We start from the raw sequence: 21,518 nt of genomic DNA, 5'->3' as shown, positions 1-21,518 counted from the left end.
TCATGGATCACATTCTTCCCGACGAGCTTGTGGCGCTGGCGCGCCGGGTGGTCGAGGCCAATCGCGCGGCGGGCCGGACGATCGCGCTCGCCGAAAGCTGTACCGGAGGGCTGGTCAGCGCCGCGCTGACCGAGATACCGGGATCATCCGACGTGTTCGGATCGGGCTACGTAACCTATTCCAACGAAGCGAAGATCGGCATGCTCGGCGTCAGCCTTGACGTGCTCGACACCTTTGGCGCGGTGTCGATCGCGGTCGCCTGGGCGATGGCGCGCGGCGCGCAAGAGCGCTCGGGCGCCGATGTCGCGGTGGCGATCACGGGCATTGCCGGCCCCGATGGCGGCAGCGAGAAAAAACCCGTCGGCACCGTCGTCTTCGCACGCGCCGAAAAGGATGGGGATTCGGAGGACGTCGTGGCGGACAAGCGCGAGTTCGGCAATCTTGGCCGTGCGGGCGTCCGGCTTCAGGCGGCGCTGGTAGCACTCGAGCTGCTGATGCCGGGATCCTCTCCACCGTAAAGAGCCTTGGCGCGCTCCTCGAATGCGCCGATCATCTTGCGAAGCGCACGATCGAACATTTGTCCCGCCAGCCTTTCGAAGATTGCGGAGCGAAAGGCGAAATCGACGCTGAAGTCGACCAGCGATCCCCCCTTGCCATCGGGCCTGAAACCCCAATGATTGTGGAGGTGCTTGAGCGGACCGTCGAGATAGTCGACCTCGATACGTTCGGGCCGCTCCTTCTTCACGCGCGAGGTAAAGCTCTCGCGCAACGCCGAAAAACCCACGATCAGGTCAGCGACCATCTCGGTATCGCTGTTCGAGCGGACGCGCACCGCGCTCACCCAGGGCAGAAACTCGCCATAGCGCGCGACATCGGCCACGAGGTCGAACATCTGCTCGGGACTATAGGGAAGATGCCTCGTTTCGCTGTGGCGCGGCATTTCAGGCTTTCGCCAGTTTCGCCTCGCGCGCGGCACGCAGGCGCTCGAAATCCTCGCCCGCATGATAGCTCGAACGCGTGAGCGGCGACGAGGCGACGAGCAGGAAACCCTTGGCGCGCGCGATCGCGGCATAGGCGTTGAAAGCCTGCGGCGTCACGAAATCCATCACCTTGGTGTGCTTGGGCGTGGGCTGGAGATACTGGCCCATCGTCAGGAAATCGACATCGGCCGAACGCATGTCGTCCATCACCTGGTGCACCTCAAGTCGCTGCTCGCCAAGGCCGAGCATGATGCCCGACTTGGTGAAGATCGAGGGATCGTGCCGTTTCACCGATTCGAGCAGGCGCAGCGACGCGTAATAGCGCGCGCCCGGACGGATCGTCGGATAGAGCCGCGGCACTGTTTCGAGGTTGTGGTTATAGACGTCGGGGCGCGCCGCGACGATCGCCTCGACCGCGGCTTCGGCCTTGTTGCGGAAATCGGGGGTAAGGATCTCGATCGTCGTCTTGGGCGTGGTGCGACGCAGCGCCTCGATCACCTTCACGAACTGCGAGGCGCCGCCATCGGGCAGATCGTCGCGGTCGACCGAGGTGATAACGATATGCTCAAGGCCGAGTTCGGCGGCCGCGTCGGCGGTGTGCTGTGGCTCGAGCGGATCGACCTTGCGCGGCATCCCCGTCTTGACGTTGCAGAAGGCGCAGGCGCGCGTGCAGACGTCGCCCAGAATCATCACCGTCGCGTGCTTCTTGGTCCAGCACTCGCCGATATTGGGGCACGCGGCCTCCTCGCACACCGTGGCGAGGTTCAGCCGACGCATCAGCGCCTTCGTCTCGGAAAAGCCGACACTGGTCGGCGCCTTGACGCGGATCCAGTCGGGCTTGCGCTGCCTTTCGGGACGCGGCTGGGGGACGGAAATGGGATCGGCTTCGCTCATGCACGCGCAGATAGCGATTAAAGCTCGGTGTTGCCACCCCTGCCCTTTGGGGATTAGGGAACGCGCTCATGGCAGACTTTTCCGATCTCATCACCGGCTATCGCCGCTTCCGCTCCACCGGCTGGACCCAGCAGCGCGAGCGATGGTCGAAACTCGCGGAGGGGCAGAGCCCCAAGGTGATGGTGATCGCGTGTTCGGACAGCCGCGTAGACCCGAGCCAGATCTTCGATACCTCGCCCGGCGAGATGTTCGTCGTGCGCAATATCGCCAACCTCGTACCCCCCTTCGAACTGGGCGGCGGACGCCACGGCGTCTCGGCCGCGCTCGAATTCGCGGTCACGCAGCTAGAAGTGCCTGAAATCATTGTCATGGGCCACGGCTCATGCGGGGGCGTTCACGCAGCGCTCTCGCGCCGTTTCGAGCACGCACCGCCCGGCGCGGGCGGCTTCATCGCGCACTGGATCGACCTGCTCGACGAAGCGCGCGACCGGATCGCCGCCGAAATGGGGGACGGGCCGGACGCGATTCACGCGCTGGAACTCGAAACCGTGAAGGTCAGTATCGCGAATCTGCGCACCTTCCCCTGCATCCCCGAACGCGAGGAAGCCGGGCGGCTCAGGATACACGGCGCGTATTTCGCGATCGCAGACGGCGTGCTCCATCTGCTCGATGAACAGAGCGGCAATTTCAGCCCCGCCTGAATTCACCGCCAAGGCGATATAAGGGGCGGCCAAGATTTTATTGGCTGCGCGCGCAATATTTTGCTGTTTCCGTAAACGTCAATGGGGCAAGGCGCACGCATTCACTTAAGAAAGGTCCCAATATGCGTTTGTTTGTTGCTTCCGCAGTAGCTCTGCTTGCGATTTCCGCTCCCGTCGCCGCCATTGCCCAGGATGCCGCCGCCGCTGCCACGGCGCCTGCGCGCCTCAAGAATGGCGTCACGCTCTATTCGGCCGATGGCAAGCGCCTCGGCAAGGTCAACCGCGTCGCTGCCGACGTCGTAACCATCATCTTCGATTCGCGCTTCGTCCGCGTTCCGACGAACTCCGTGAGCGAAGCCGAAGGCAAGCTGGTCACCAGCCTTGATTATGCGGCGGTCCGCAAAATCAAGTAAGATCCGGGCACACGCCCACGCAAAAGGGCCGGCGCCTCGCGGTGCCGGCCCTTTTTCTTTGCCCTGAAGCCCGCTGTTAGCGCGTTAGCTTCTTGTAGGTCATGCGGTGCGGACGATCGGCCTCGTCGCCCAGACGACGACGCTTGTCTTCCTCATAGGCCTCGAAGTTGCCCTCGAACCATTCGACATGGCTGTCGCCCTCGAAGGCGAGGATGTGCGTGGCGAGACGATCGAGGAAGAAGCGATCGTGGCTGATGACCACGGCGCAGCCCGCGAAGCTTTCCAGCGCCTCCTCGAGCGCGCGCAGCGTCTCGACGTCAAGGTCGTTGGTCGGTTCGTCGAGCAGCAGCACATTGCCGCCCTGGCGCAGCATCTTGGCCATGTGGACGCGGTTGCGTTCACCCCCCGAGAGCTGGCCGACATTCTTCTGCTGGTCCGAACCCTTGAAGTTGAACGCGCCGACATAGGCGCGGCTCGCGACATCGTGCTTGCCGAAGGTGAAGATGTCGACGCCGTCGGACACTTCCTGCCAGACATTGTTCTTGGGATTGAGCGCGTCGCGGCTCTGGTCGACATAGCCGAGCTTCACCGTGGGGCCGATCTTCAAGTCGCCGCCATCGGGCTGCTCCTGCCCGGTGATGAGCTTGAACAGCGTGGTCTTGCCCGCGCCGTTGGGACCGATGACGCCGACGATGCCGCCCGGCGGCAGGTTGAAGTCGAGATTTTCGAAGAGCAGCTTGTCGCCATAAGCCTTGGTCAGCCCCTTGGCCTCGATCACGCTGCTGCCGAGACGCTCGGGGGTCTGGATCAGGATCTGCGCCTTGCCCGGCGCGCGGTTGGCCTGCTTCTCGACGAGTTCGTCGAACGCCTTGATGCGCGCCTTGGATTTGGTCTGGCGGGCCTTGGGCGACTGCCTGATCCATTCCAGCTCGTCCTTGATCGCCTTCTGGCGTCCGGCCTCCTCGCGGCCCTCCTGCTCCATGCGCTTCGCCTTGGCTTCGAGCCACGCCGAATAATTGCCCTCGAAGGGCAGGCCCTTGCCGCGGTCGAGCTCGAGCACCCAGCCAACGACATTGTCGAGGAAGTAGCGATCGTGCGTGACGAGGATGACGTTGCCGGCATAGTCGACGAGATGCTTCTCGAGCCACTGGACGCTTTCGGCGTCAAGGTGGTTGGTCGGTTCGTCGAGCAGCAGCACCTCGGGCTTCTCAAGCAGCAGGCGGCACAGTGCGATGCGGCGCTTCTCACCGCCCGAGAGGCTTTCGACGCTCCAGTCGCCCGGCGGGCAGCGCAGCGCTTCCATTGCGATCTCGAGCTGGTTGTCGAGCGTCCAGCCATCGACTGCGTCGATCTTCTCCTGAAGCTCGCCCATCTCCTCCATCAGCGCGTCGAAATCGACGTCTTCCGGCGGATCGCCCATGATGTTGGAAATCTCGTTGAAGCGCTCGACGAGGTCCGCGACGGGGCGGACGCCATCCATCACGTTTTCCTTGACCGTCTTCTTGGGGTCGAGCTGGGGCTCCTGCGCCAGATAGCCGACGCGGACATTCTCGCCGGGCCACGCCTCGCCCGAGAATTCCTTGTCGTAACCCGCCATGATCTTCATCAGCGTCGATTTGCCGGCGCCGTTGACGCCGATGATCGCGATCTTGGTGCCCGGGTAGAATTGCAGATTTATGTTGTCGAGAACGGGCTTGGGCTGCCCCGGGAAGGTCTTGGTCAGACCCTTCATCACAAAGCTGTACTGCGCGGCCATCGGCACGTGACTCCGTCTTTATCGAATGCGGCTGAAATTTGCGCGACGCCCTAGCCGAGCGCCCGCTGCTTGGCAAATATGGGATGGGCACGGCCCGTTTCCAGAGCCCGAAGCAAACCATAAGCGCCGAGCGTGGAAAGATAAGGAAAAACGGGGTTTCCGATGCGCGCCGGAATGATACAGCGTCTCCCTCTCATCCCCAGTCCGGAAAGCAATTCCATGAAAAAACTCGTACTTCTGGCATCCGCAATCCCCACGTTCGCATTCGCGGCCCCCGACAGGACCGTGGAGTTGCGCGACGCGGCGCTCAAGGACGATGTGGCATGGGACATCACCGAAGGCCTGACCACCGAGGTCGGCCAGCGCATGCCCGGCACCGAGGCCGAAGCGCGCGCGCGCGACTGGTCGGTCAAGAAGTTGAAAGCGCTCGGCTTCAAGAATGTCCGCGTCGAGCCCTTCGACATGCCGGTCTGGGTTCGCGGCGAAGAAAAGGCGGAAATCACCCTGCCCTATCCGCAGCCGCTGATTCTTGCCGCGCTCGGCAACAGCGGCGCTACGCCCGCGAGCGGGCTTGAGGCCGACGTCGTTCACTTCGCGACCTTCGAAGATCTCAAGGCGGCGCCCGATTCCGCGGTCAAGGGCAAGATCGTGTTCGTCAGCCACGCGATGAAGCCGACGCAGGACGGATCGAGCTATGGCCAGTACGGCCAGGCACGCTTCACCGGCCCCAATGTGGCGGCGAAGAAGGGAGCCGCCGCGATCGTCATCCGTTCGATCGGCACCGACAGCCATCGCAACCCGCACACGGGCAGCACCAATTTCGAGGCCGGCGTCACCGCGATTCCCGCGGCTGCGCTCGCCAATCCCGATGCCGACAATCTCGAACGCATTTTCGCCCGTACCAAAACAGTACGGCTGAAGTTGACGCTCACTCCCCGCAACATCGGCGTGCGCCAGTCGGGCAACGTCGTGGCAGAGGTGCCGGGAACCGATCCAGAGGCCGGCATCGTGCTGATCGGAGGGCATCTCGATAGCTGGGATCTGGGCACCGGCGCGATCGACGATGCGTCGGGCGTCGCTATCACCGCGGCGGCCGCGAAACGCATCATGGATGCGGGCAAACCGCGACGCACGATCCGGCTCGTCTGGTTCGGCGCCGAGGAAGTCGGCGTGCTTGGCGGCAAGGCCTATTTCGAGCGGCACAAGGCGGACAATCATGCGGTTGCCGCCGAATCCGACTTCGGCGCAGACCGGATCTGGCGCTTTGAGGTCAAGCTGCCCGAAGGCGCGAAGCCAGTCGCCGACAGGCTCGCCGCCGCTCTGGCCCCGCTCGGCATAACGCGCGGCAAGGGCGAGGCCGGCGGCGGCGCCGATGTTGGTCCGATCATTCGCGGCGGCGTTTCGGCGATCGACCTCAATCAGGACGGGACGCACTATTTCGACCTGCACCACACCCCCGACGACACGCTCGACAAGGTCGACCCCGAGGCGCTTCGCCAGAACGTCGCGGCATGGACGGCAATGCTTTCCATCGTCGCAAATGCGCCCGAGAATATTTCGACCGCGCGACCGTAAACTTCAATTTATCGTTGACGGTACAGGATTCGCCGCTATCTGGGTGGCTCGCGAACGGCATTCGGGCCGGATACGCGAACCTTTTGCTTGGGAGCAAATCGAATGAAAAAAGTGACTTTCGTTCTCGCTGCCGCCGGCCTGATGACCCTGGCCGCCTGCGGTGAAAAGCCTGCTGAAAACGCCGTCGAAAACGCTGTCGAGAACGTCGAAGCCGCTGCTGAGAACGTCGAAGCCGCTGCTGAGAACGTGACCGATGACGCCGCGAATGCCGCCGTCAACGCGACCGAGAACGCTGCGAACGCGACCGAGAACGCCGCGAACGCCGTCGAGAACGCGACGACCAACGCGCAGTAATTTGCGTTCCTGTGCCGCTCTTGGCGGCCGGGATCCAAAAAAAAAGGAAAACGGGCGATCCAAGCGGATCGTCCGTTTTCTTTTGTCTACCGAATTGGTCGGTGACTCGCGCGTGGCGGCGCCCCGACATCGGAAAAATGCGACGTCGTTTTCTTGCAAGCCAATCACTGTCGCTTCGACTAAACCTGCTTTCCAACGGCGCCATCGCATGGACGCCCGCCAGGGTCACCTCACCCCGTCCTCGGGAGAGGCTGGTATGGAATATTTCGGTGAAAACAGGCTGACCGCGCGCGAGTGCGAGGTCCTCGATCTCGTGTCACACGGCTTGTCGGCCAAGGCGATTGCGCGCCGTATCGCGATCGCGCCGCGTACCGTGGAGCGTCATATCGACAATGTTCGCCTGAAGGTCGGCGGGCGCAACCGCGCGCATATGATCGCGCGAGCCTGGGCGAACGGCCTGCTGGTCATCACCCGCAGCACGCATGGCGTTTCGGCGGCGCTCTAAGGGGCACGCGCGGCTGATCACATCCGTGGTCGGCCGCGCGCCAATCGGCCCGGACCGGTTAGCCGCCCCGTCGCGCCATCTCGAAGCTGCGCTGCAGGTGATCGAGATACCCCGACGGTAGGGGCGGCAATATCCATTCCCTGTCCGTGTCCCGGATCGCCTCGATATTCTCGGCGACCTGGTCGATGGTCCAGTCAGGGCGATAGGCGCCTTCGGTCTCCGCGACGTAGGCGCGAGCGACGCGGCCCGCCATCGACACGAGCATCTCGCCCGATATCGAGCAGGATTCATGCGCGAGCCACCCTACCACTGGCGCGACCAGGTCTGCGCCCATTGGCGGGTATTGCGAAATGTCCAGCCCCTCGGCCATGCGCGTCACCGCACCGGGAAGGATCATGTTGGACTTGACGCCCTTTGCCGCGCCCTCGATCGCGATCACATTGTTGAGACCGATCGTCCCGGCCTTTGACACGCCATAATTGACCACATTGTGCGTGCCATAGATGCCACCGATCGAGCCGGTCAGCACGACGCGGCCATAGCCCGCCTTGCACATCAGCGGAAAGGCGGGGCGTACGACGTGGAACGCGCCCATCAGATGGACATCGACGACCGCCCGGAAATCCTCGTAGCTGATCTCTTCAAGCGATCCGTAGCGGACATTGCCCGCATTGTGGATGAGGATGTCGATCGCCCCAAAACTGTCGAGCGCAGCGTCGATGATCGCCTTGCCGCCCTCGGGCGTGGCAACCGAGTCGGTGCAGGCGACTGCCTCGCCGCCCGCAGCGCGGATTTCACGCACCACTTCTTCGGCAGGCCCGGCGTCACCGCCGTCCCCACTTATGCCGCTTCCCAGATCGTTGACGACGATTCTGGCACCCTTTGATGCGAGCAGCAGCGCATATTCGCGGCCCAGGCCACGGCCCGAGCCTGTGATGACGGCCACGCGACCATCGAATCGGCGTTCAGTCACTGATCATCCTTTTTTCGCAGAACATTTGCCGGTTGGTCGCATTCGGCCAGGATCGGTTCCGTTGGCTACGGCGTGTGTTTCTTGCGCCGGTTGACAAGCGGGCGCTGGTAGGAAGGGTCCTCGGTGCTGCGCGAGGGCGCGCCATTGCCGTGGATGTCCTCCACATCGGCAAAGGGAATCGGCATGGTGGGAGCCGTGCCCGACCATTCGATGACATTCGTGCGCAGCGCGATCTTCCACGCGCCATCCTGGCGCTCCAGCCGGTCGATATAGCGGCCGCCCGCGATCCAGTTGGAGTCGTCTCGATTGCGCCCGACGAAGAGGTAATAGGTCTCGGTATGCGCGGTATCGCCGTCGATATCATAGGTGACGTTGAGCAGGTTGTGATGCGTCGCGACCTGCCCCGCCTCATGCATCGCCGAAGCCCAGTCATAGAGATCCACAGGGCCGCCGACGAAGCTCCCGGCGGCAATCGTAGCGTCGGAGTGGAAGGCGGACAGGAACGCGTCGCGGTCGAAGCGGTCCATGCCGCGGCTGAAGCGGGTCAGGCAATCGAGGATGTCCTGCCTATCGAGCAGTGCGTCCATGCGGGCGAGGCGGTCAGCGTCCATTGCCGGCCTCCGCGATGGGTTGCCAGATCGGCGCCCCGCGCTGGGCGCGGAGCGACGGGATCACCTTTCCATCAACGTCGGTGATGCCGTAATCCTGCGCGACTTCGGCGGTGATGAATGTGCCGCCCGAACGCTTCATAACGGCCGGGTCGGCCGCAAGCGCTGCGATCACGCGTCCGGGAAATTCGGGAGAGCAGCCAACCAGCGGATTGGTGACGGTCAGCTTCTTCATGTCGGGGTTGCGCTCGAGGTTACGTTGCGCCCGCTCGGTCAAGGTGAGGCCCTGCCACAGAGACACCGAGGCGATGCCATGCGGCTGAAGCTCGATCGCCATGTCGCGCGCCATACGGTCGACTGCCGACTTGCACGTGCCGAACACGACGCCATAGGTGTAGGTCACCCCGACATAGCCCGAAATGGCGACGATCAGACCCGACTTTTGCGGGGTCATGATCCTGGCCGCATGCCAGGCCGCGACGAAGTTCGAACGCACGCCGACATCAACCATTTCCCAGTTGGACAGCGGCTTTTCCCAGAAGGGCTTCGGCTCGGTCAGGTCTTCGGGCAGCGCGAAGGCATTGTTGACGAGAATGTCGAGACGCCCCTGTTCGCGCGCGACCTGCTCGAACAACGCGGCAACCTGCTCGTCATTGGCGTGGTCGACCTGCACCGCAATGCCCTTGCCGCCGCGCCTGTCGCATTCTGCCGCCGTCTCCCCGACCGTGCCCGGAAGCGGGTAAGTGCCCGCCGCGACTGTGCGTCCGGTGACATAAACGGTGGCGCCCTGCTCGGCGAGCGCGATTGCGATACCCTTGCCGATACCCCGGCTTGCCCCGGTCACTACCGCGACCTTGCCTGTCAGCGAACCCATGCTGCTCTCCTGTTCATTCCGCCATTTTCCGGCGTTGTCAGCGTCGTCTTACTCGCCGGACTTGCCGAAAAAGGCCTCGCTATGGTCGCCGTGCGCCCTGCCGGTGAAGTGGCCGGCACTGAAGGCCATGCCCATCACTCCTTGAGACCAGTCGATCGACTGGCCGAAGTCCTGATACCAGTCATAGAGCATCGTCCGCGCGGCGATGCGCCATTCGCCCCCGCGCCGTTCCATCCGGTCGAGGTAGCGACCACCGATGCTGACGTCGCGCTCCTCGGCGCCCATGTTGATCCGATGATAGGAGATGACCTGGGTTTCGACCCTCGCCGCGTCGCCGCGGACGTCGATCATGCTTTGCCCCAACATGTGCTGGGTCGCGGCAATCGCGTCCGAACCCGGCACGACCCAGGCGAGATATTCGTCGAAATTTCCGGAGAAGATGCCGTAGTCGCTTGTCGCGTCGGGCCAGTGGCACGCGGTGATCATAGCGGCGTCACGCCGATCCTCGCCGCGCGCAAGGCGGGCCAGACAATCGCGGATCTGCTCGCGGTCGACAAACAGCCTGAGTTCCTCTGTCGTGACGTCCATTTCAGCTCTCTCCGGCGCCTGTAACGTTCAGGCGATCTTATGCGGTTTTCACCGCTTCCATACCGGCCGCGCGGCCACAAACGCTTGACCATTTCGGACAAATGCTCACGCTTGTCCCTGCAAGGAAGAGTATCGCGAGGAAGACGCCGATCGCGTCAGGAGAGCAATTGTGCGGCAATCGCTGATCGAGGAGAAATCCGGGCCCGCCGAGGATTTCGAGGTCGTGCATGCCAGGATTTTGCGCTTCTTTCCCGAACTCGTCGAGGAGCTGGGCGGCGACCTGCGAGACCTGCTTCAACAATCCGGGTTGGAGCCGGGCATTCTCTGTCAGGGCGAACCGGAAGTCAGCTATCGCCAGATGGTTCATCTCATCGAGCTTGCCGCGACGGAGCTTCGCTGTTCCGATCTGGGTATGCGGCTCGCGAGTCTTCAGAGCGGCAGCATGTTTGGTCCGCTGGGACTGGCGATGCGCAATTCAAGAACCTTCGGTGACGCACTCGATTATGTCTGCAAGCACAGCTACGCGCACAGTCTTGCCGCGCATGTCTGGCTGCGACGCTTCCCGGCAGTGAAGCATGTGTTCGTTGGTCATGACATCCTGCTGGACCGCATTCCCAACAAGAGCCAGGCGATGGAACAGCTCCTTCTGGTCGGTCACCTCGCGGCGATGGAACTTACAGGGGGCCGTGCGCGCGTGCGACGCGTGCATTTCCGCCATCAGCCGGTATCGCCGCTCCCGGTCTATCGCCGCTATTTCGGCTGTGACGTCCATTTCGGCCAGAATGAGGATGGCGTTACGTTTTCGGAGCGGGATCTGATCTGTCCCATCATAGATCCCGATGCAAAGGCCTATGAGGCAGTGACCGCGTTTATCGACCGCGAATTCACCCGCCACCATCCGCCCCTGCATGCGCAGACGCGCGGACTCATCATGCAGCGCGTATGGAGTGGCGAATGCTCGAACGAGCGCATCGCCGCCGATCTCAACCTGCATCCGCGTACACTGCACCGGCGGCTCAAGGCCGAGGGCACCTCCTTCCAGCAGATCAAGGACGAGGTGCGCGGCGACATCATGCTCTACTATCTGCAGCAGACCGATCTCGACTTCGCGGCGATTTCCGAAAAGCTGGGCTTTGCCGAGCAATCTGTGATGACGCGGAGTTGCAACCGCTGGTTCGCCGCGTCGCCGACAAGGGTCAGGGCCGGGCAGCGCAGTTCCACGGAACTGGATCGATAAACCAAATTGGTCGGGGAGATAGGATTCGAACCTACGGCCCCCTGGTCCCAAACCAGGTGCGCTACCAGACTGCGCCACTCCCCGACGCCGGCGTCCTCTATCCCGTTAATGGGCAGCTTGCCAAGCGGAATGAGCAGGCTGAGTGATTTGCGCCGAATGGGCCGATCATCGCCCTTTTTGTTCCTGTGCCGCTACGCTGGTGGGCCCGGCAGGACTCGAACCCGCAACCTAGCCGTTATGAGCGGCCAGCTCTAACCGTTGAGCTACAGGCCCCGCCATGCGCGGGGCCGCGATAGCGGAGGGATGTCGCGGATGGCAAGGCCATTACGGCGCTTTCGGTCGACCATTCGCCATGATGTCGACGAAATCTTCGCCGCCGCAGGGCGCGATCGCCAATTTGTGGAACAGGGCGATCACTTCGTCCCACCACCGGTAAAAGACCTTCAGATCGGCGGCGTCGCGGACATATTGGGTATGTCCGGGCTCGAGCGAGGGCGAATGGAAGGAAAGGCTGAAGATCCGGAGCCCCTCGCCTGCCAGCACGCGGATCGCCTCCTTGGCCTCCGCGGCGGAAACCCCCTCGGGCGTAAGCGGAACGCGCGTGAAGAGCCCCGTGCGCGCGAGAAGTCCGCGAACATGGCCCTGCCTGAGCGCAAGGCGATTGAGCCCGGAACCAAAACGCCGAAGGGCGCCGACATAGGCTGTGGTAAGCGGCAGCGCGAGAAGCCTGCCGCTCGGCCCAGCCCAAAAGGGCTCGGGCGTGAACCCTGTGAAATCGGGACCGCCTTCGTTCGCATAGTCGAAACCTGCGCGCACCGAGACGTCGAGCCGGTAGCTCAGATCCTCGAGGATCGCGGCGCTATTGGGGCCAATCCCATAGCGACCCGCGCGGTAAATCGAGGGGTGACGGCCGAAGCGTTCGGCAATGCTTTGGGTGAGCCCCGTAATCTTGGCACGCTCAAGCGCTGAGGGAAGATTGCCTGCAAAGCTGTTCGCAGTCGTCAGGGCCTCATCGAACGGGGGGCTGACCCAGGGATGAAGCTGCGCGCCGATCGCGCATCCGCCGCGATCGAGAATTGGGCGCAGGATCGCCAGCGCCGCGTCGCTTTCCACGATCGGCTGGTCGACGAGATAGGTCGGGGAGATGCCCTGCGCGTCGAACATCTCCTGAAGCCTGGGAATCGCGCGGACATGGTGCGTGCTGTGCGCGTCGCGGCTGATCGGTGCCCGCCAGTCGAATTCCTCTTCGGTATCGACGAAGACGAGGAAGCGAGGCGAATCCGCGGCCGGATAGGCGGCAAGGGAGGATTTTGGCGGCGGGATGTCGAGCCGGCCCTGCCCGACCGCGAGGCGTCCGTCGTTCAACGACAATGTGCTCAGCCGCTGCCTTCGCCGGCGCCTGCGCTGCCCACCGCACCTGGCAGGACCAGCACAAAGGCGTCGCGGCGGATGACAAAGCGGCCACCGGCGGCTTCTGCGAGGTTGCGGACCAGGCGCAGCGCAAAACCCAGTCCGAGCAATGGCGCGTCCGGCCAGTCGCCGTCAGGGCTGTAGCCCGGATCGAGCAGCGCGCGCTCATCCTGATCGATCAGCGCCTTGGGGCGTGCGACGTTGAGCGCGACCTGATCCCGCGCCTCGCCGACCAGCCTTACCGAAAGCGCCTCGCCGCCCGCGGAAACCGCGATGATCGCCGAAAGCAAACGTGAGAACATGCGCTCGAGTGCAATGGGATCCACCGTCATCTCGGGGAGATCGCCCGCGACTGCGATGTCGAGCGCGACACGGCGCTCGCCGCTCAACGGCGCGAGATCGGCGCAGATGCGCGAGAGCATGCTCGCGCTGTCGACATGGCTGCTGCGCAACCGCAACGCATTGCTATCGACACGCGCCGCGGTGTCGAGGTCGTCGACCGCGCCGAGCAGTTTGCGCGCCTCGCTCACGATATCGAGTGCGCGCGCCCGATAATCCTGCGCTGCTGGTCCTAGCATCTGCCCGTCGATCATTTCGGCAAAGCCCATGATCGCATTGAGCGGCGTGCGCAGTTCATGAACGAGCTGGCGAAGCGATTCGGGGCGCAGCGCAGAGCCATAGAGCCCCTGCGCGGCGGCGCTGCTCGCGACCTCGTCCACGCGCGGCCGCCGTGCGGTGCCACGATATCCCGTGAAGCGCCCATCATGCGCGTTGAAGAAGGGGACTGCTGAAATTCGCCATTCTCCGGAGACCTCACCCGCGCCGGGTATGGTCAGGCGTGCATCCCGAAATGGCGCGCGGCGTCGAAAGGCGCCCGCGGCATAGCCGTCCACGCCGTGGTCGGCACGCTCCGCGGGGGTTGCGATGGAGAGGCCCACCAGAGGTCCGCGTGCCGCGCCGTCGATCCAGATCAGCACGCCGTCCGCCCCCGTTTCGAAACGGAAATGCTCGGCGCGCGCTTCGGCAGAGCTGCTTGGAGCACGCGGCTCAAGCGGGCGATGTACAGGGCGGTGACGACGATATGCCTCGATCCTGTTGACCAGTTCGCGAATCTGCACGCCACCGCCCATGGCGGCGTCGCCGCCCTCCGATGCTGGCGAGGGCGCACTGCTCGGCGTGGCTTTTGTCTCGATGGCCGGCACGGGCGCAGGAATGACGCGATCTGCGGGACCGAAGCTCTCGAGCGCGCGCGCCGTCTCCGGATCAAGATCGTCTCGATGCCGAAGCAGCGCGCGCACCGGGATCGGCAATCGCGGCAGGAGCGCACGCCACTCCGTGGGGCTGAGCTGCACGCTGCGCGCGAGCGGCGCGCAGACCGACAGGACGTCGCTCGCGAAATAGGCGAACAGCGCTGCGGGAATCGGCCTGCCGACGAGCGATTCGGCAGCCAGGCGCCGCCGCTCGACGGGCACGACAGAACGCCATTTGCGCAGGACGGCATAAAGCGCGTCGGGATCCTCGGAGTCTCCGCGCCGTTGCGCGGCAAGATCGACGAGCTGATGCCAGGCGACAGCGCGCGCCTCGGGGCTTGCGCCGACTCGCGCAATCACCGTGGCAGCCATGTCGTCGAAGCGCAAAGCTCTCTCCCTGGGCCCCGGACCTTGATCGTTCCAGGTTGAATCAGCCTGGAACGTGAATCAAGGTCGCAACCGTTTGAACAGAGCCTGATTCACGGCATCGGCGGAAGCACGAAGTGCTTCCACCTCAACCGATCAGGCTCTAGCCGCTCTCGATAGCCAACGCGTTCCGAGATAGGAAGCATTGTTTATGGCGCGTCGCAATGTGGGACAATTGCATTCCGCCGTAATTAAATTATAAGCCGATGCAGTTTTGAGTATGGATGTTCGCTACATGGCCCAATTGACCATCGACGATATTGACCGACAGATCCTCGCGCACCTCCAGTCGGACGGGCGCATGACCAATGTCGAACTTGCCTCCAAGATCGGGCTGACCGCCCCACCCTGCCTGCGCCGCGTGCGCAGCCTTGAGGATGCGGGCGTGATCCAGGGGTACAACGCCCGGCTAGATCAGGCCGCGCTCGGTTATGGCATCACCATTTTTGCAATGGTCAGCCTCAAGAGTCAGGCCGAGGCCGATCTCCAGGCGTTCGAGAAGCATATCGCGGAGCTGGCAGAGGTGCGTGAGTGCCATATGCTCAATGGCGAGATCGACTTCCTGCTCAAGATCGTCGCCAGGGATCTGCAAAGCTTCCAGGATTTCCTGACGTCCAAGCTGACGCCTGCGCCCAATGTGTCGAGCGTCAAGACCTCGCTGACGATCCGGCGCTCGAAGTTCCAGCCCGGCGTTCCGCTGGAGGGCGAGGGCTAGAGCATCGCGCGTTACATCTGATCCCTATTCGTGCTCCGGGCTTGACCCGGAGCCCATGCCGGAAACGACTATACGCCCGGGAAAATGGGCTCCTGCTTTCGCAGGAGTACTGAACCCTATAAAACGCACGACGGCTAAGGCAGCTTTTTCCCGATACCCGGACAAAAAAAGGCGGCGGAGCCGATGCTCGCCGCCTTTTTCTGTCTAGCGCTAGCTGATCAGGCGGCCGGCGCGGCGCCCTGATTGAGCCAGGTCAGCCAGAACTGCGCAATGCCGGTGCGCGCACCCTTGACGCTGGCGAACACCTTCTTGGCTTCTTCTTTCTGGCCCGACATGGCGAGTGCGATGCCAAGGCGCGTGTTGACCTCGTCGGCGTCGACGCCGCCCTTGGTAAGCGCGGTCTGCAACAGCGGAACCGCCTTGGCATATTCGCCATAGCCGAGATAGGCGTTGCCCGTTCCCGCGGCGAGCACGCCATTGGGCGCGGAACCCGCGCGCTTCTCTTCGGTGGCGAGGCTTGACTTGTCCGCGGTGACCTTGCCCGAGACCTCGGTATAAAGTTCGTTGATGCTCCTGTTGGAGACCGAACCCTTGGCCTTCAGCAGGTCGATCGCGGTCTTGGCTTCACCGGGCAGACCGTCCTGGTTCGCGACATACGCATAATCATAATAGTCCCGCTCGCCGGCGAGCGAGTTGGTGGCGCGCATCAAGCGGAACAGGTCGAGCTCGACCTTGCGCCCAAGATTGCCGCCGTCGCGATAGAGCACGAGCGCTTGGCGCCAGTTCTCGGGCGTGGGGTTGGCGGCAAGCTGCATCGCCGACCAGCGCGCCGTCGCGGCCATATCCTTGCTCTTATACGCCTGGCTGATGCCGAACTTGTACCATTCGTCGGGAACCGGCTTGCCCGCTGCCTTTTCGGCGGCGATCGCCTTTTCGAGCGAAGCCATCGCCTGCGGCGCCTTGTTCTGCTTCGAATAGAGCTGCGACTGGGTCAGATACAGGTCGGTGCTGTTATAGCCCCCGGCGGCAGCCGCGGTCAGCGCGGTATCGGCCTTGGCGAAATCATTCGCTTCATAGGCGAATTTGCCCAGATAGAACTGGAATTTAGCGGCGTCGGCCGCGGGCACGAGCCCGGTTGCGAGCATGCCGTCAAGCGCCTGGGCCTGAGCCTTCGGATCCTTGGTCTTGATCCCCGCGTCGAGACGATACTGGTTGAGGACGTATTTTTCGTCCGGCGTCGTCGCGGCGGCATCAAGCGAGGCCGCAGCCGTCAACACGCCAGCCGGGTTGTTCGCCTTGGCGGCTGCATCGACGGGCGCCATGGCGGCGCGAAATTCCTTGCTCAGCTTGAGCTGGGGGCCCTTGGCCTCCTTTTCCTTCTTGTCCTTCTGCGCCTGCGCAGGAAAAGCTGCCATCATCGACACTGAGCTGACCGCAAGCGCGAGACCGAGCGCTGCCTTCGAAACCACCTTCATTGATCCATTCTCCTGCTGCTGCCGGGCCTTTGCGTACTGCACGCGCGTAGACGCGTGCCTAGTCGCGCGCGACCCGACACACAAGCCTCACAACCACCGTTGAACCCTGCGGTTCCCCCGCTGAACGACGCTTTAACGATTTTCGCGCTATCGCTTTGACCTGGCGACGCGCTTTCGGCTACCGGGCGCCGATGCTTGCCTTTCTGTCTCCCGCCAAAACGCTCGACTACAAGTCCGTGATACCCCCTCTCGCGGAAACGAACCCGCGTTTCGAAACCGAATCGATGATCCTGGCGGGTGCAGCGTCCGAGCTTTCAGCTTCGCGGCTGCAGGCGATCATGGATATTTCGGAGAACCTTGCGGTGCTCAATGTTGAGCGGTTCGCGAACTTCCAAAACCTGCCGACGCGCCAGGCGCTCTACGCCTTTGCCGGCGACGTCTATATCGGATTTGAGGCCAGGAGCCTGGGCGAGGACGCGGTTTGTTTCGCGCAAAACCATGTGCGCATCCTTTCCGGCCTGTACGGGCTGCTTCGGCCGCTTGACGGCATCCGTCCCTACCGTCTGGAAATGGGAACCCGGTGGGCGCCCGCCGTCGGCGATCTCTACAGTTTCTGGGGCAACCGCATCGCGGATCTGGCAACCGCGGACCTCGCCGTGCTTGGATCCTCGACCATCATCAATCTCGCGAGCCAGGAATATTGGGGCGCGGTGAAGGGGCGGCTGCCCGAGAGCGTTCGCGTCATCACGATCGACTTTCGCGAGATCGGCCCGGCGGGCCTGCGCTTCAACAGCTTCGCGGCCAAGCGCGCTCGCGGCATGATGGCACGCTATATGTGCGAGCATCATTTGTCCGACCCCGAGGCGCTCAAGGGCTTCGACAGCGACGGTTACGCCTTCGACGCGGACGAATCGCAGGGCGATCTCTGGCGCTTCGTGCGGCGATGAACGGCACTGCCGTTGTTGTCGGCGCATCGGAGGGCATCGGCGCAGCAATAGAGGCCGCGCTGATCGATGAAGGCGCGCACGGCAAGGTATACGGCTTTGCGCGGGATCGCGCAGGCCCCGAACGTATCGACTCTCTCGACGAAGCGAGCATCGCCGCCGCCGCCGCGCATGTGGGCGCCGGCCCGGCGCCTTCACTCGTGGTCATTGCAACGGATACGGGCGGTGTCGACCATCCCTCGATCGCCGATATCAGCCGCGAGGCCCTGGAACGGGCATTCGCGATCAACGCGATCGGCCCCGCGCTGGTTGCCAAGCATTTCCTGCCGTTGTTGCCCACGACCGGCACGCCTCTGCTCGTGATGATTTCGGGACGCGACGGAAGCATCACCGACAACCGCCTTGGCGGCGGCTATGCGCGTCGGGCGTCAAGAGCAGCGCTCACGATGCTCGTAAAAACGCTCGCCATTGAAAGTACGCGCGCGGCCCGGCGGGCTGTGATCGTGGCCATCGATCCCGGCAATCCCGCCGATCCCGAACGCGCCGCGCTTCAGATTCTCGACGGTATCGAGGCGCTGGGCGTTCGCGACAGCGGCAAATTCCTTTCATGGGACGGCACCGAGATCGCGCCCTGACAGCAGCATTCTCGCGCGTGCGTGCGCGCGCATACGCACGCGCGAGGACTGGAAATGATCATTCCCATGCTCTAGGGGTGATCGTTCAACGGAATCACTTTCTGAAAGCAGCACCTTGAGCACCGACGAGACACTGCTCGCCGATCCTTCGGACATTACGCCCATCAACATCGTCGATGAGATGAAGTCGAGCTATCTCGACTACGCCATGTCGGTGATTGTCAGCCGCGCGCTTCCCGACGTGCGCGACGGTCTCAAGCCGGTGCATCGTCGCATCCTCTATGCCTGCCACGAGGCGGGCTATGTCGCTGGGCGGCCCTATCGCAAGTGCAGCCGCATCGTCGGCGACGTCATGGGTAAATACCACCCGCACGGCGACAGCGCGATCTACATGGCGCTCGCGCGCCTGGCGCAGGATTGGTCGATGCGCGTCATGCTCATGGACGGCCAGGGCAATTTCGGTTCGATGGACCCCGATGATCCGGCGGCGATGCGTTATACTGAGGCGCGCCTCGCAAAGGTGTCCAACAGTCTGCTCGAGGATCTCGACAAGGACACCGTCGACTTCACGCCCAATTATGACGCGTCGGAAAGCGAACCGCAGGTCCTCCCTGCACGCTTCCCCAACCTGCTCGTAAACGGTGCGGGCGGCATCGCGGTCGGCATGGCGACCAATATCCCGCCGCACAATCTGGGTGAAGTCATTGCGGGTTGCCTCGCCTATATGGACAACCCCGCGATCACCACCGAGGAATTGATCGAGATCATTCCCGGTCCCGATTTTCCGACGGGCGCGACGATCCTCGGCCAGGCGGGAGCGCGCAGCGCCTATCACACGGGCCGTGGTTCGATCATTGTCCGTTCGAAATACGACGTCGAGGAAGGTCGCGGCGATCGCCGCTCGGTCGTGCTCACCGAGATCCCCTATCAGACGGGCAAGAGCGGGCTGGTCGAGAAGATCGCCGAGGCCGCCAAGGACAAGCGGATCGAGGGCATCAGCGACATCCGCGACGAATCCAATCGTCTCGGCGTGCGCATCGTCATCGACCTGAAGCGCGACGCGACCCCCGAGGTCGTGCTCAACCAACTCTGGCGCCACACGCCCGCGCAGTCGAGCTTCCCCGCCAATATGCTCGCGATCCGCGGCGGCCGCCCGGAAACGCTAGCGCTGCGCGATATCATCGAATCCTTCGTGAAGTTCCGCGAAGAGGTGATTACCCGCCGTTCGAAGTTCGAGCTGAAAAAGGCCCGCGAACGCGCGCATATCTTGCTCGGCCTTGTCATCGCGGTGACCAACCTCGATGAGGTCGTCCGCATCATCCGTGGCTCGTCGAGCCCCGCCGAAGCGCGCGCCGCGCTGCTCGCGCGCGAATGGCCGGTCGCCGAGATCGCGGCCTATATCAAGCTCGTCGAGGCTGTTGAACATGAGGTGGAGGGCGACACCTACCGCTTGTCCGAAACGCAGGTCCGGGCGATCCTGGATCTGCGCCTCCACCGCCTGACTGCGCTGGGCCGCGACGAAATCGGCAACGAGCTCCAGGGCCTCGCCGCCAGCATCTCCGAACTGCTTGCGATCCTCGCCGATCGCGTGAAGCTCTATGCGGTGATGCGCGAGGAGCTCGAGGCGGTGCGCGACGAATTCGCCACCCCGCGCAAGACCGTGATCGCCCCCGCCGCCGACGGCATCGACGATGAGGACCTCATCGAGCGCGAGGACATGGTCGTGACCGTGACCATGCAGGGCTATATCAAGCGCACCACGCTCGACACGTTCCGCTCACAGGCGCGCGGCGGCAAGGGCCGCGCGGGCATGGCGACGAAGGAAGAGGACGTCGTCACCAACCTGTTCGTCACCAGCACACATACGCCCGTGCTGTTCTTCTCGACGCATGGCAGGGTCTATCGCATGAAGGTGTGGCGCCTGCCCGAAGGCGGGCCCGCCACGCGCGGGCGTCCGCTCATCAACCTGCTGCCGCTGGCCGAAGGGGAGACGATCTCCACAGTGCTGCCGCTGCCCGAGGACGAGAACGAGTGGGGCAAGCTCCATGTCATGTTCGCCACAGCCAAGGGTTCGGTCCGCCGCAATTCGATGGATGCGTTCACCAACGTACCCACCAACGGCAAGATCGCGATGAAGTTCGAGGGTGAGGATGAAGACGACTGCCTGATCGGCGTCGCACTGCTCGAAGAGGAGGACGACGTCCTCCTCGCCACGCGCCAGGGCAAGGCGATCCGCTTCCCCGGCGACGATGTGCGTGAATTCCAGAGCCGCAACTCGACCGGCGTCCGCGGCATTCGTCTCGGCGCGGGCGACGAGGTGATCTCGCTTTCGATCCTGCACCGCGCGGGCGTCAGGGATCAGGAAGAGCGCGAAGACTATCTGCGCTTCGCACCGTGGAAGGCCGAGAAGGAAGGTTCGCCGCAGATGACGGCGGAGCGCTTCACGGAGCTTGCAGGCCGCGAGCAGTTCATCCTGACGGTCTGTGCCAATGGCTATGGCAAGCTCAGTTCTGCCTACGAATATCGCCGCACGGGTCGCGGCGGCCAGGGCATCACCAATATCGACAATATCGCGCGCAACGGCCTCGTCGTGGCGAGCTTCCCTGCAGAGCGCAGCGACCAGTTGATGCTCGTCACCGATCAGGCAAAGCTGATCCGCATGGGGCTCGATTCGCTCCGCGTTATCGGCCGCAACAGTGCGGGCGTCCGCCTGTTCAACGTCGCCGACAACGAGCATGTCGTCTCGGCCGCGAAGATCGCGGACAGCGGCGAGGAAGAGACGGAAGGCGAAGCTGGCGCCGAAGCGGTCGAGGGCACCACGCCCGAGGCTCCCGCCGCCGACGAATGAGCGCGGTCGCCTACAAGATCCTGACCGCCGAGCAATGGTCTGAACTCGATACCACCGGCCGCTTCGAAGGCGCGCCGGTGGATCTTGCGGACGGCTATATCCATATGTCGACAGCGGAGCAGGTGCGCGAGACCGCCGACAAGCATTTCGCTGGTCAGGAGCAGCTCGTACTGGCAATCGTCGACCTCGTTGCGCTCGGCGACGGCGTGAAATGGGAACCCTCCCGAGGCGAACAGCTCTTTCCTCACTTCTACGGCGTACTACCGCGCGCGGCGGTGATTGACGCAGCGCCGTTACAGCTCGATGCCGATGGAAAGCACGTCTTTCCTGCGCTTTGACTGAACGGCGAGGCCTGGC

22 protein-coding genes and 2 tRNA genes are annotated in these 21,518 nt (G+C 63.6%); 12 read left to right on the top strand and 12 right to left on the bottom strand.

The genetic code is table 11. The annotated features are described in order from the left end of the window. Window positions 1-2 precede the first annotated feature (2 nt). Window positions 3-518, top strand: a complete 516-nt coding sequence (locus D3876_RS14865; RefSeq protein ID WP_182912022.1) for a CinA family protein — start codon at window positions 3-5, stop codon at window positions 516-518. On the opposite strand, the gene D3876_RS14860 is transcribed toward D3876_RS14865, so the two are convergent. Both D3876_RS14860 and lipA read right to left on the bottom strand, forming a co-directional pair. Then, window positions 464-940 (bottom strand): type II toxin-antitoxin system RatA family toxin, encoded by a 477-nt coding sequence (locus tag D3876_RS14860; RefSeq protein ID WP_119763444.1) that lies wholly within the window; start codon window positions 938-940, stop codon window positions 464-466. The two genes, D3876_RS14865 and D3876_RS14860, sit on opposite strands and share 55 nt — an antisense overlap. A 1-nt stretch (window position 941) precedes the next feature. Further along, window positions 942-1,874, bottom strand: coding sequence for a lipoyl synthase (gene lipA / locus D3876_RS14855; protein ID WP_119763442.1), 933 nt, complete (start codon window positions 1,872-1,874; stop codon window positions 942-944). 68 nt (window positions 1,875-1,942) lie between these two features. Here lipA and D3876_RS14850 point away from each other — a divergent pair, with 68 nt between their 5' ends. Beyond that, window positions 1,943-2,575 (top strand): carbonic anhydrase, encoded by a 633-nt coding sequence (locus tag D3876_RS14850; RefSeq protein WP_119763440.1) that lies wholly within the window; start codon window positions 1,943-1,945, stop codon window positions 2,573-2,575. A gap of 122 nt (window positions 2,576-2,697) precedes the next feature. After that, window positions 2,698-2,988, top strand: coding sequence for a hypothetical protein (locus tag D3876_RS14845; protein ID WP_119763438.1), 291 nt, complete (start codon window positions 2,698-2,700; stop codon window positions 2,986-2,988). A 76-nt stretch (window positions 2,989-3,064) separates the two neighbouring features. Here D3876_RS14845 and ettA read toward each other — a convergent pair whose 3' ends face one another. Then, the gene (gene ettA, locus D3876_RS14840) at window positions 3,065-4,744 is read right to left on the bottom strand and encodes an energy-dependent translational throttle protein EttA (RefSeq protein WP_119763436.1); all 1,680 of its coding nucleotides are present in this window, start codon (window positions 4,742-4,744) and stop codon (window positions 3,065-3,067) included. A 219-nt stretch (window positions 4,745-4,963) separates the two neighbouring features. On the opposite strand from ettA, the gene D3876_RS14835 reads away from it, so the two are divergent. The 3 genes from D3876_RS14835 (at window position 4,964) to D3876_RS14825 (ending at window position 7,178) form a co-directional block, all read left to right on the top strand. Beyond that, window positions 4,964-6,319 (top strand): M20/M25/M40 family metallo-hydrolase, encoded by a 1,356-nt coding sequence (locus tag D3876_RS14835; RefSeq protein WP_119763433.1) that lies wholly within the window; start codon window positions 4,964-4,966, stop codon window positions 6,317-6,319. 102 nt (window positions 6,320-6,421) lie between these two features. After that, on the top strand, window positions 6,422-6,673 hold the full coding sequence (locus D3876_RS14830) for a hypothetical protein (protein ID WP_119763431.1): 252 nt from the start codon (window positions 6,422-6,424) through the stop codon (window positions 6,671-6,673). Window positions 6,674-6,881: 208 nt separating this feature from the next. Next, entirely contained in the window at window positions 6,882-7,178 is a 297-nt protein-coding gene (locus D3876_RS14825; protein WP_238475387.1) for a response regulator transcription factor, read from the top strand. Between the two features lie 58 nt (window positions 7,179-7,236). Here the strand turns inward: D3876_RS14825 and D3876_RS14820 are convergent, their stop codons facing one another. The 4 genes from D3876_RS14820 to D3876_RS14805 form a co-directional block, all read right to left on the bottom strand. Beyond that, a complete protein-coding gene (locus tag D3876_RS14820; protein WP_119763416.1) occupies window positions 7,237-8,151 on the bottom strand; it encodes an SDR family NAD(P)-dependent oxidoreductase in 915 nt (304 codons plus the stop codon). Window positions 8,152-8,216: 65 nt separating this feature from the next. Beyond that, entirely contained in the window at window positions 8,217-8,762 is a 546-nt protein-coding gene (locus tag D3876_RS14815) for a nuclear transport factor 2 family protein (RefSeq protein WP_119763414.1), read from the bottom strand. Beyond that, complete coding sequence (locus D3876_RS14810; protein WP_119763412.1) at window positions 8,752-9,633, bottom strand: SDR family NAD(P)-dependent oxidoreductase; 882 nt, start codon at window positions 9,631-9,633, stop codon at window positions 8,752-8,754. The genes D3876_RS14815 and D3876_RS14810 overlap by 11 nt, the downstream gene beginning before the upstream one ends. 48 nt (window positions 9,634-9,681) lie before the next feature. Next, window positions 9,682-10,221: a nuclear transport factor 2 family protein gene (locus D3876_RS14805; RefSeq protein ID WP_119763410.1), complete on the bottom strand. Its 540-nt coding sequence runs from the start codon at window positions 10,219-10,221 to the stop codon at window positions 9,682-9,684. Window positions 10,222-10,390: 169 nt separating this feature from the next. On the opposite strand from D3876_RS14805, the gene D3876_RS14800 reads away from it, so the two are divergent. Next, a complete protein-coding gene (locus tag D3876_RS14800; protein ID WP_238475386.1) occupies window positions 10,391-11,458 on the top strand; it encodes an AraC family transcriptional regulator in 1,068 nt (355 codons plus the stop codon). A gap of 7 nt (window positions 11,459-11,465) precedes the next feature. Here the strand turns inward: D3876_RS14800 and D3876_RS14795 are convergent. The 4 genes from D3876_RS14795 to D3876_RS14780 all read right to left on the bottom strand — a co-directional run bounded on the left by D3876_RS14795 (window position 11,466) and on the right by D3876_RS14780 (window position 14,505). After that, window positions 11,466-11,542 (bottom strand) — tRNA-Pro (locus D3876_RS14795). Between the two features lie 113 nt (window positions 11,543-11,655). Next, a tRNA-Ile gene (locus D3876_RS14790) sits at window positions 11,656-11,731 on the bottom strand. A gap of 51 nt (window positions 11,732-11,782) precedes the next feature. Continuing rightward, entirely contained in the window at window positions 11,783-12,823 is a 1,041-nt protein-coding gene (locus tag D3876_RS14785; protein ID WP_119763408.1) for a polysaccharide deacetylase family protein, read from the bottom strand. Between the two features lie 11 nt (window positions 12,824-12,834). Continuing rightward, entirely contained in the window at window positions 12,835-14,505 is a 1,671-nt protein-coding gene (locus D3876_RS14780) for a sensor histidine kinase (RefSeq protein ID WP_119763406.1), read from the bottom strand. 274 nt (window positions 14,506-14,779) lie between these two features. Between D3876_RS14780 and D3876_RS14775 the strand changes: the two genes are divergently transcribed. Further along, window positions 14,780-15,259 (top strand): Lrp/AsnC family transcriptional regulator, encoded by a 480-nt coding sequence (locus tag D3876_RS14775; RefSeq protein ID WP_119763921.1) that lies wholly within the window; start codon window positions 14,780-14,782, stop codon window positions 15,257-15,259. Between the two features lie 218 nt (window positions 15,260-15,477). On the opposite strand, the gene D3876_RS14770 is transcribed toward D3876_RS14775, so the two are convergent. Next, the gene (locus D3876_RS14770) at window positions 15,478-16,734 is read right to left on the bottom strand and encodes a hypothetical protein (protein ID WP_119763404.1); all 1,257 of its coding nucleotides are present in this window, start codon (window positions 16,732-16,734) and stop codon (window positions 15,478-15,480) included. 191 nt (window positions 16,735-16,925) lie between these two features. Here D3876_RS14770 and D3876_RS14765 point away from each other — a divergent pair, with 191 nt between their 5' ends. The 4 genes from D3876_RS14765 to D3876_RS14750 all read left to right on the top strand — a co-directional run bounded on the left by D3876_RS14765 (window position 16,926) and on the right by D3876_RS14750 (window position 21,499). Then, window positions 16,926-17,681 (top strand): YaaA family protein, encoded by a 756-nt coding sequence (locus tag D3876_RS14765; RefSeq protein ID WP_119763919.1) that lies wholly within the window; start codon window positions 16,926-16,928, stop codon window positions 17,679-17,681. Beyond that, entirely contained in the window at window positions 17,678-18,313 is a 636-nt protein-coding gene (locus D3876_RS14760) for an SDR family NAD(P)-dependent oxidoreductase (RefSeq protein ID WP_119763402.1), read from the top strand. Before D3876_RS14765 ends, D3876_RS14760 begins: the two co-directional genes overlap by 4 nt. 115 nt (window positions 18,314-18,428) lie before the next feature. After that, complete coding sequence (gyrA, locus tag D3876_RS14755; protein ID WP_119763400.1) at window positions 18,429-21,161, top strand: DNA gyrase subunit A; 2,733 nt, start codon at window positions 18,429-18,431, stop codon at window positions 21,159-21,161. Next, complete coding sequence (locus D3876_RS14750; protein WP_119763398.1) at window positions 21,158-21,499, top strand: DUF952 domain-containing protein; 342 nt, start codon at window positions 21,158-21,160, stop codon at window positions 21,497-21,499. Before gyrA ends, D3876_RS14750 begins: the two co-directional genes overlap by 4 nt. The last annotated feature ends 19 nt before the right edge of the window (window positions 21,500-21,518 follow it).

The organism is Sphingomonas cavernae (genome assembly GCF_003590775.1).
GTDB lineage: Bacteria > Pseudomonadota > Alphaproteobacteria > Sphingomonadales > Sphingomonadaceae > Sphingobium_A > Sphingobium_A cavernae.
The sequence above is the reverse complement of the archived record's forward strand: the minus strand, read 5'-3'. Positions and strand labels throughout refer to the sequence as shown.

Coding starts and splice junctions, on each gene's coding strand:
- D3876_RS14865 (WP_182912022.1), top strand. CDS start 3: ATGGATCACATTCTTCCCGACGAGCTTGTGGCGCTGGCGCGCCGGGTG.
- D3876_RS14860 (WP_119763444.1), bottom strand. CDS start 940: ATGCCGCGCCACAGCGAAACGAGGCATCTTCCCTATAGTCCCGAGCAG.
- lipA (WP_119763442.1), bottom strand. CDS start 1,874: ATGAGCGAAGCCGATCCCATTTCCGTCCCCCAGCCGCGTCCCGAAAGG.
- D3876_RS14850 (WP_119763440.1), top strand. CDS start 1,943: ATGGCAGACTTTTCCGATCTCATCACCGGCTATCGCCGCTTCCGCTCC.
- D3876_RS14845 (WP_119763438.1), top strand. CDS start 2,698: ATGCGTTTGTTTGTTGCTTCCGCAGTAGCTCTGCTTGCGATTTCCGCT.
- ettA (WP_119763436.1), bottom strand. CDS start 4,744: ATGGCCGCGCAGTACAGCTTTGTGATGAAGGGTCTGACCAAGACCTTC.
- D3876_RS14835 (WP_119763433.1), top strand. CDS start 4,964: ATGAAAAAACTCGTACTTCTGGCATCCGCAATCCCCACGTTCGCATTC.
- D3876_RS14830 (WP_119763431.1), top strand. CDS start 6,422: ATGAAAAAAGTGACTTTCGTTCTCGCTGCCGCCGGCCTGATGACCCTG.
- D3876_RS14825 (WP_238475387.1), top strand. CDS start 6,882: ATGGACGCCCGCCAGGGTCACCTCACCCCGTCCTCGGGAGAGGCTGGT.
- D3876_RS14815 (WP_119763414.1), bottom strand. CDS start 8,762: ATGGACGCTGACCGCCTCGCCCGCATGGACGCACTGCTCGATAGGCAG.
- D3876_RS14810 (WP_119763412.1), bottom strand. CDS start 9,633: ATGGGTTCGCTGACAGGCAAGGTCGCGGTAGTGACCGGGGCAAGCCGG.
- D3876_RS14805 (WP_119763410.1), bottom strand. CDS start 10,221: ATGGACGTCACGACAGAGGAACTCAGGCTGTTTGTCGACCGCGAGCAG.
- D3876_RS14775 (WP_119763921.1), top strand. CDS start 14,780: ATGGCCCAATTGACCATCGACGATATTGACCGACAGATCCTCGCGCAC.
- D3876_RS14770 (WP_119763404.1), bottom strand. CDS start 16,734: ATGAAGGTGGTTTCGAAGGCAGCGCTCGGTCTCGCGCTTGCGGTCAGC.
- D3876_RS14765 (WP_119763919.1), top strand. CDS start 16,926: ATGCTTGCCTTTCTGTCTCCCGCCAAAACGCTCGACTACAAGTCCGTG.
- D3876_RS14760 (WP_119763402.1), top strand. CDS start 17,678: ATGAACGGCACTGCCGTTGTTGTCGGCGCATCGGAGGGCATCGGCGCA.
- D3876_RS14750 (WP_119763398.1), top strand. CDS start 21,158: ATGAGCGCGGTCGCCTACAAGATCCTGACCGCCGAGCAATGGTCTGAA.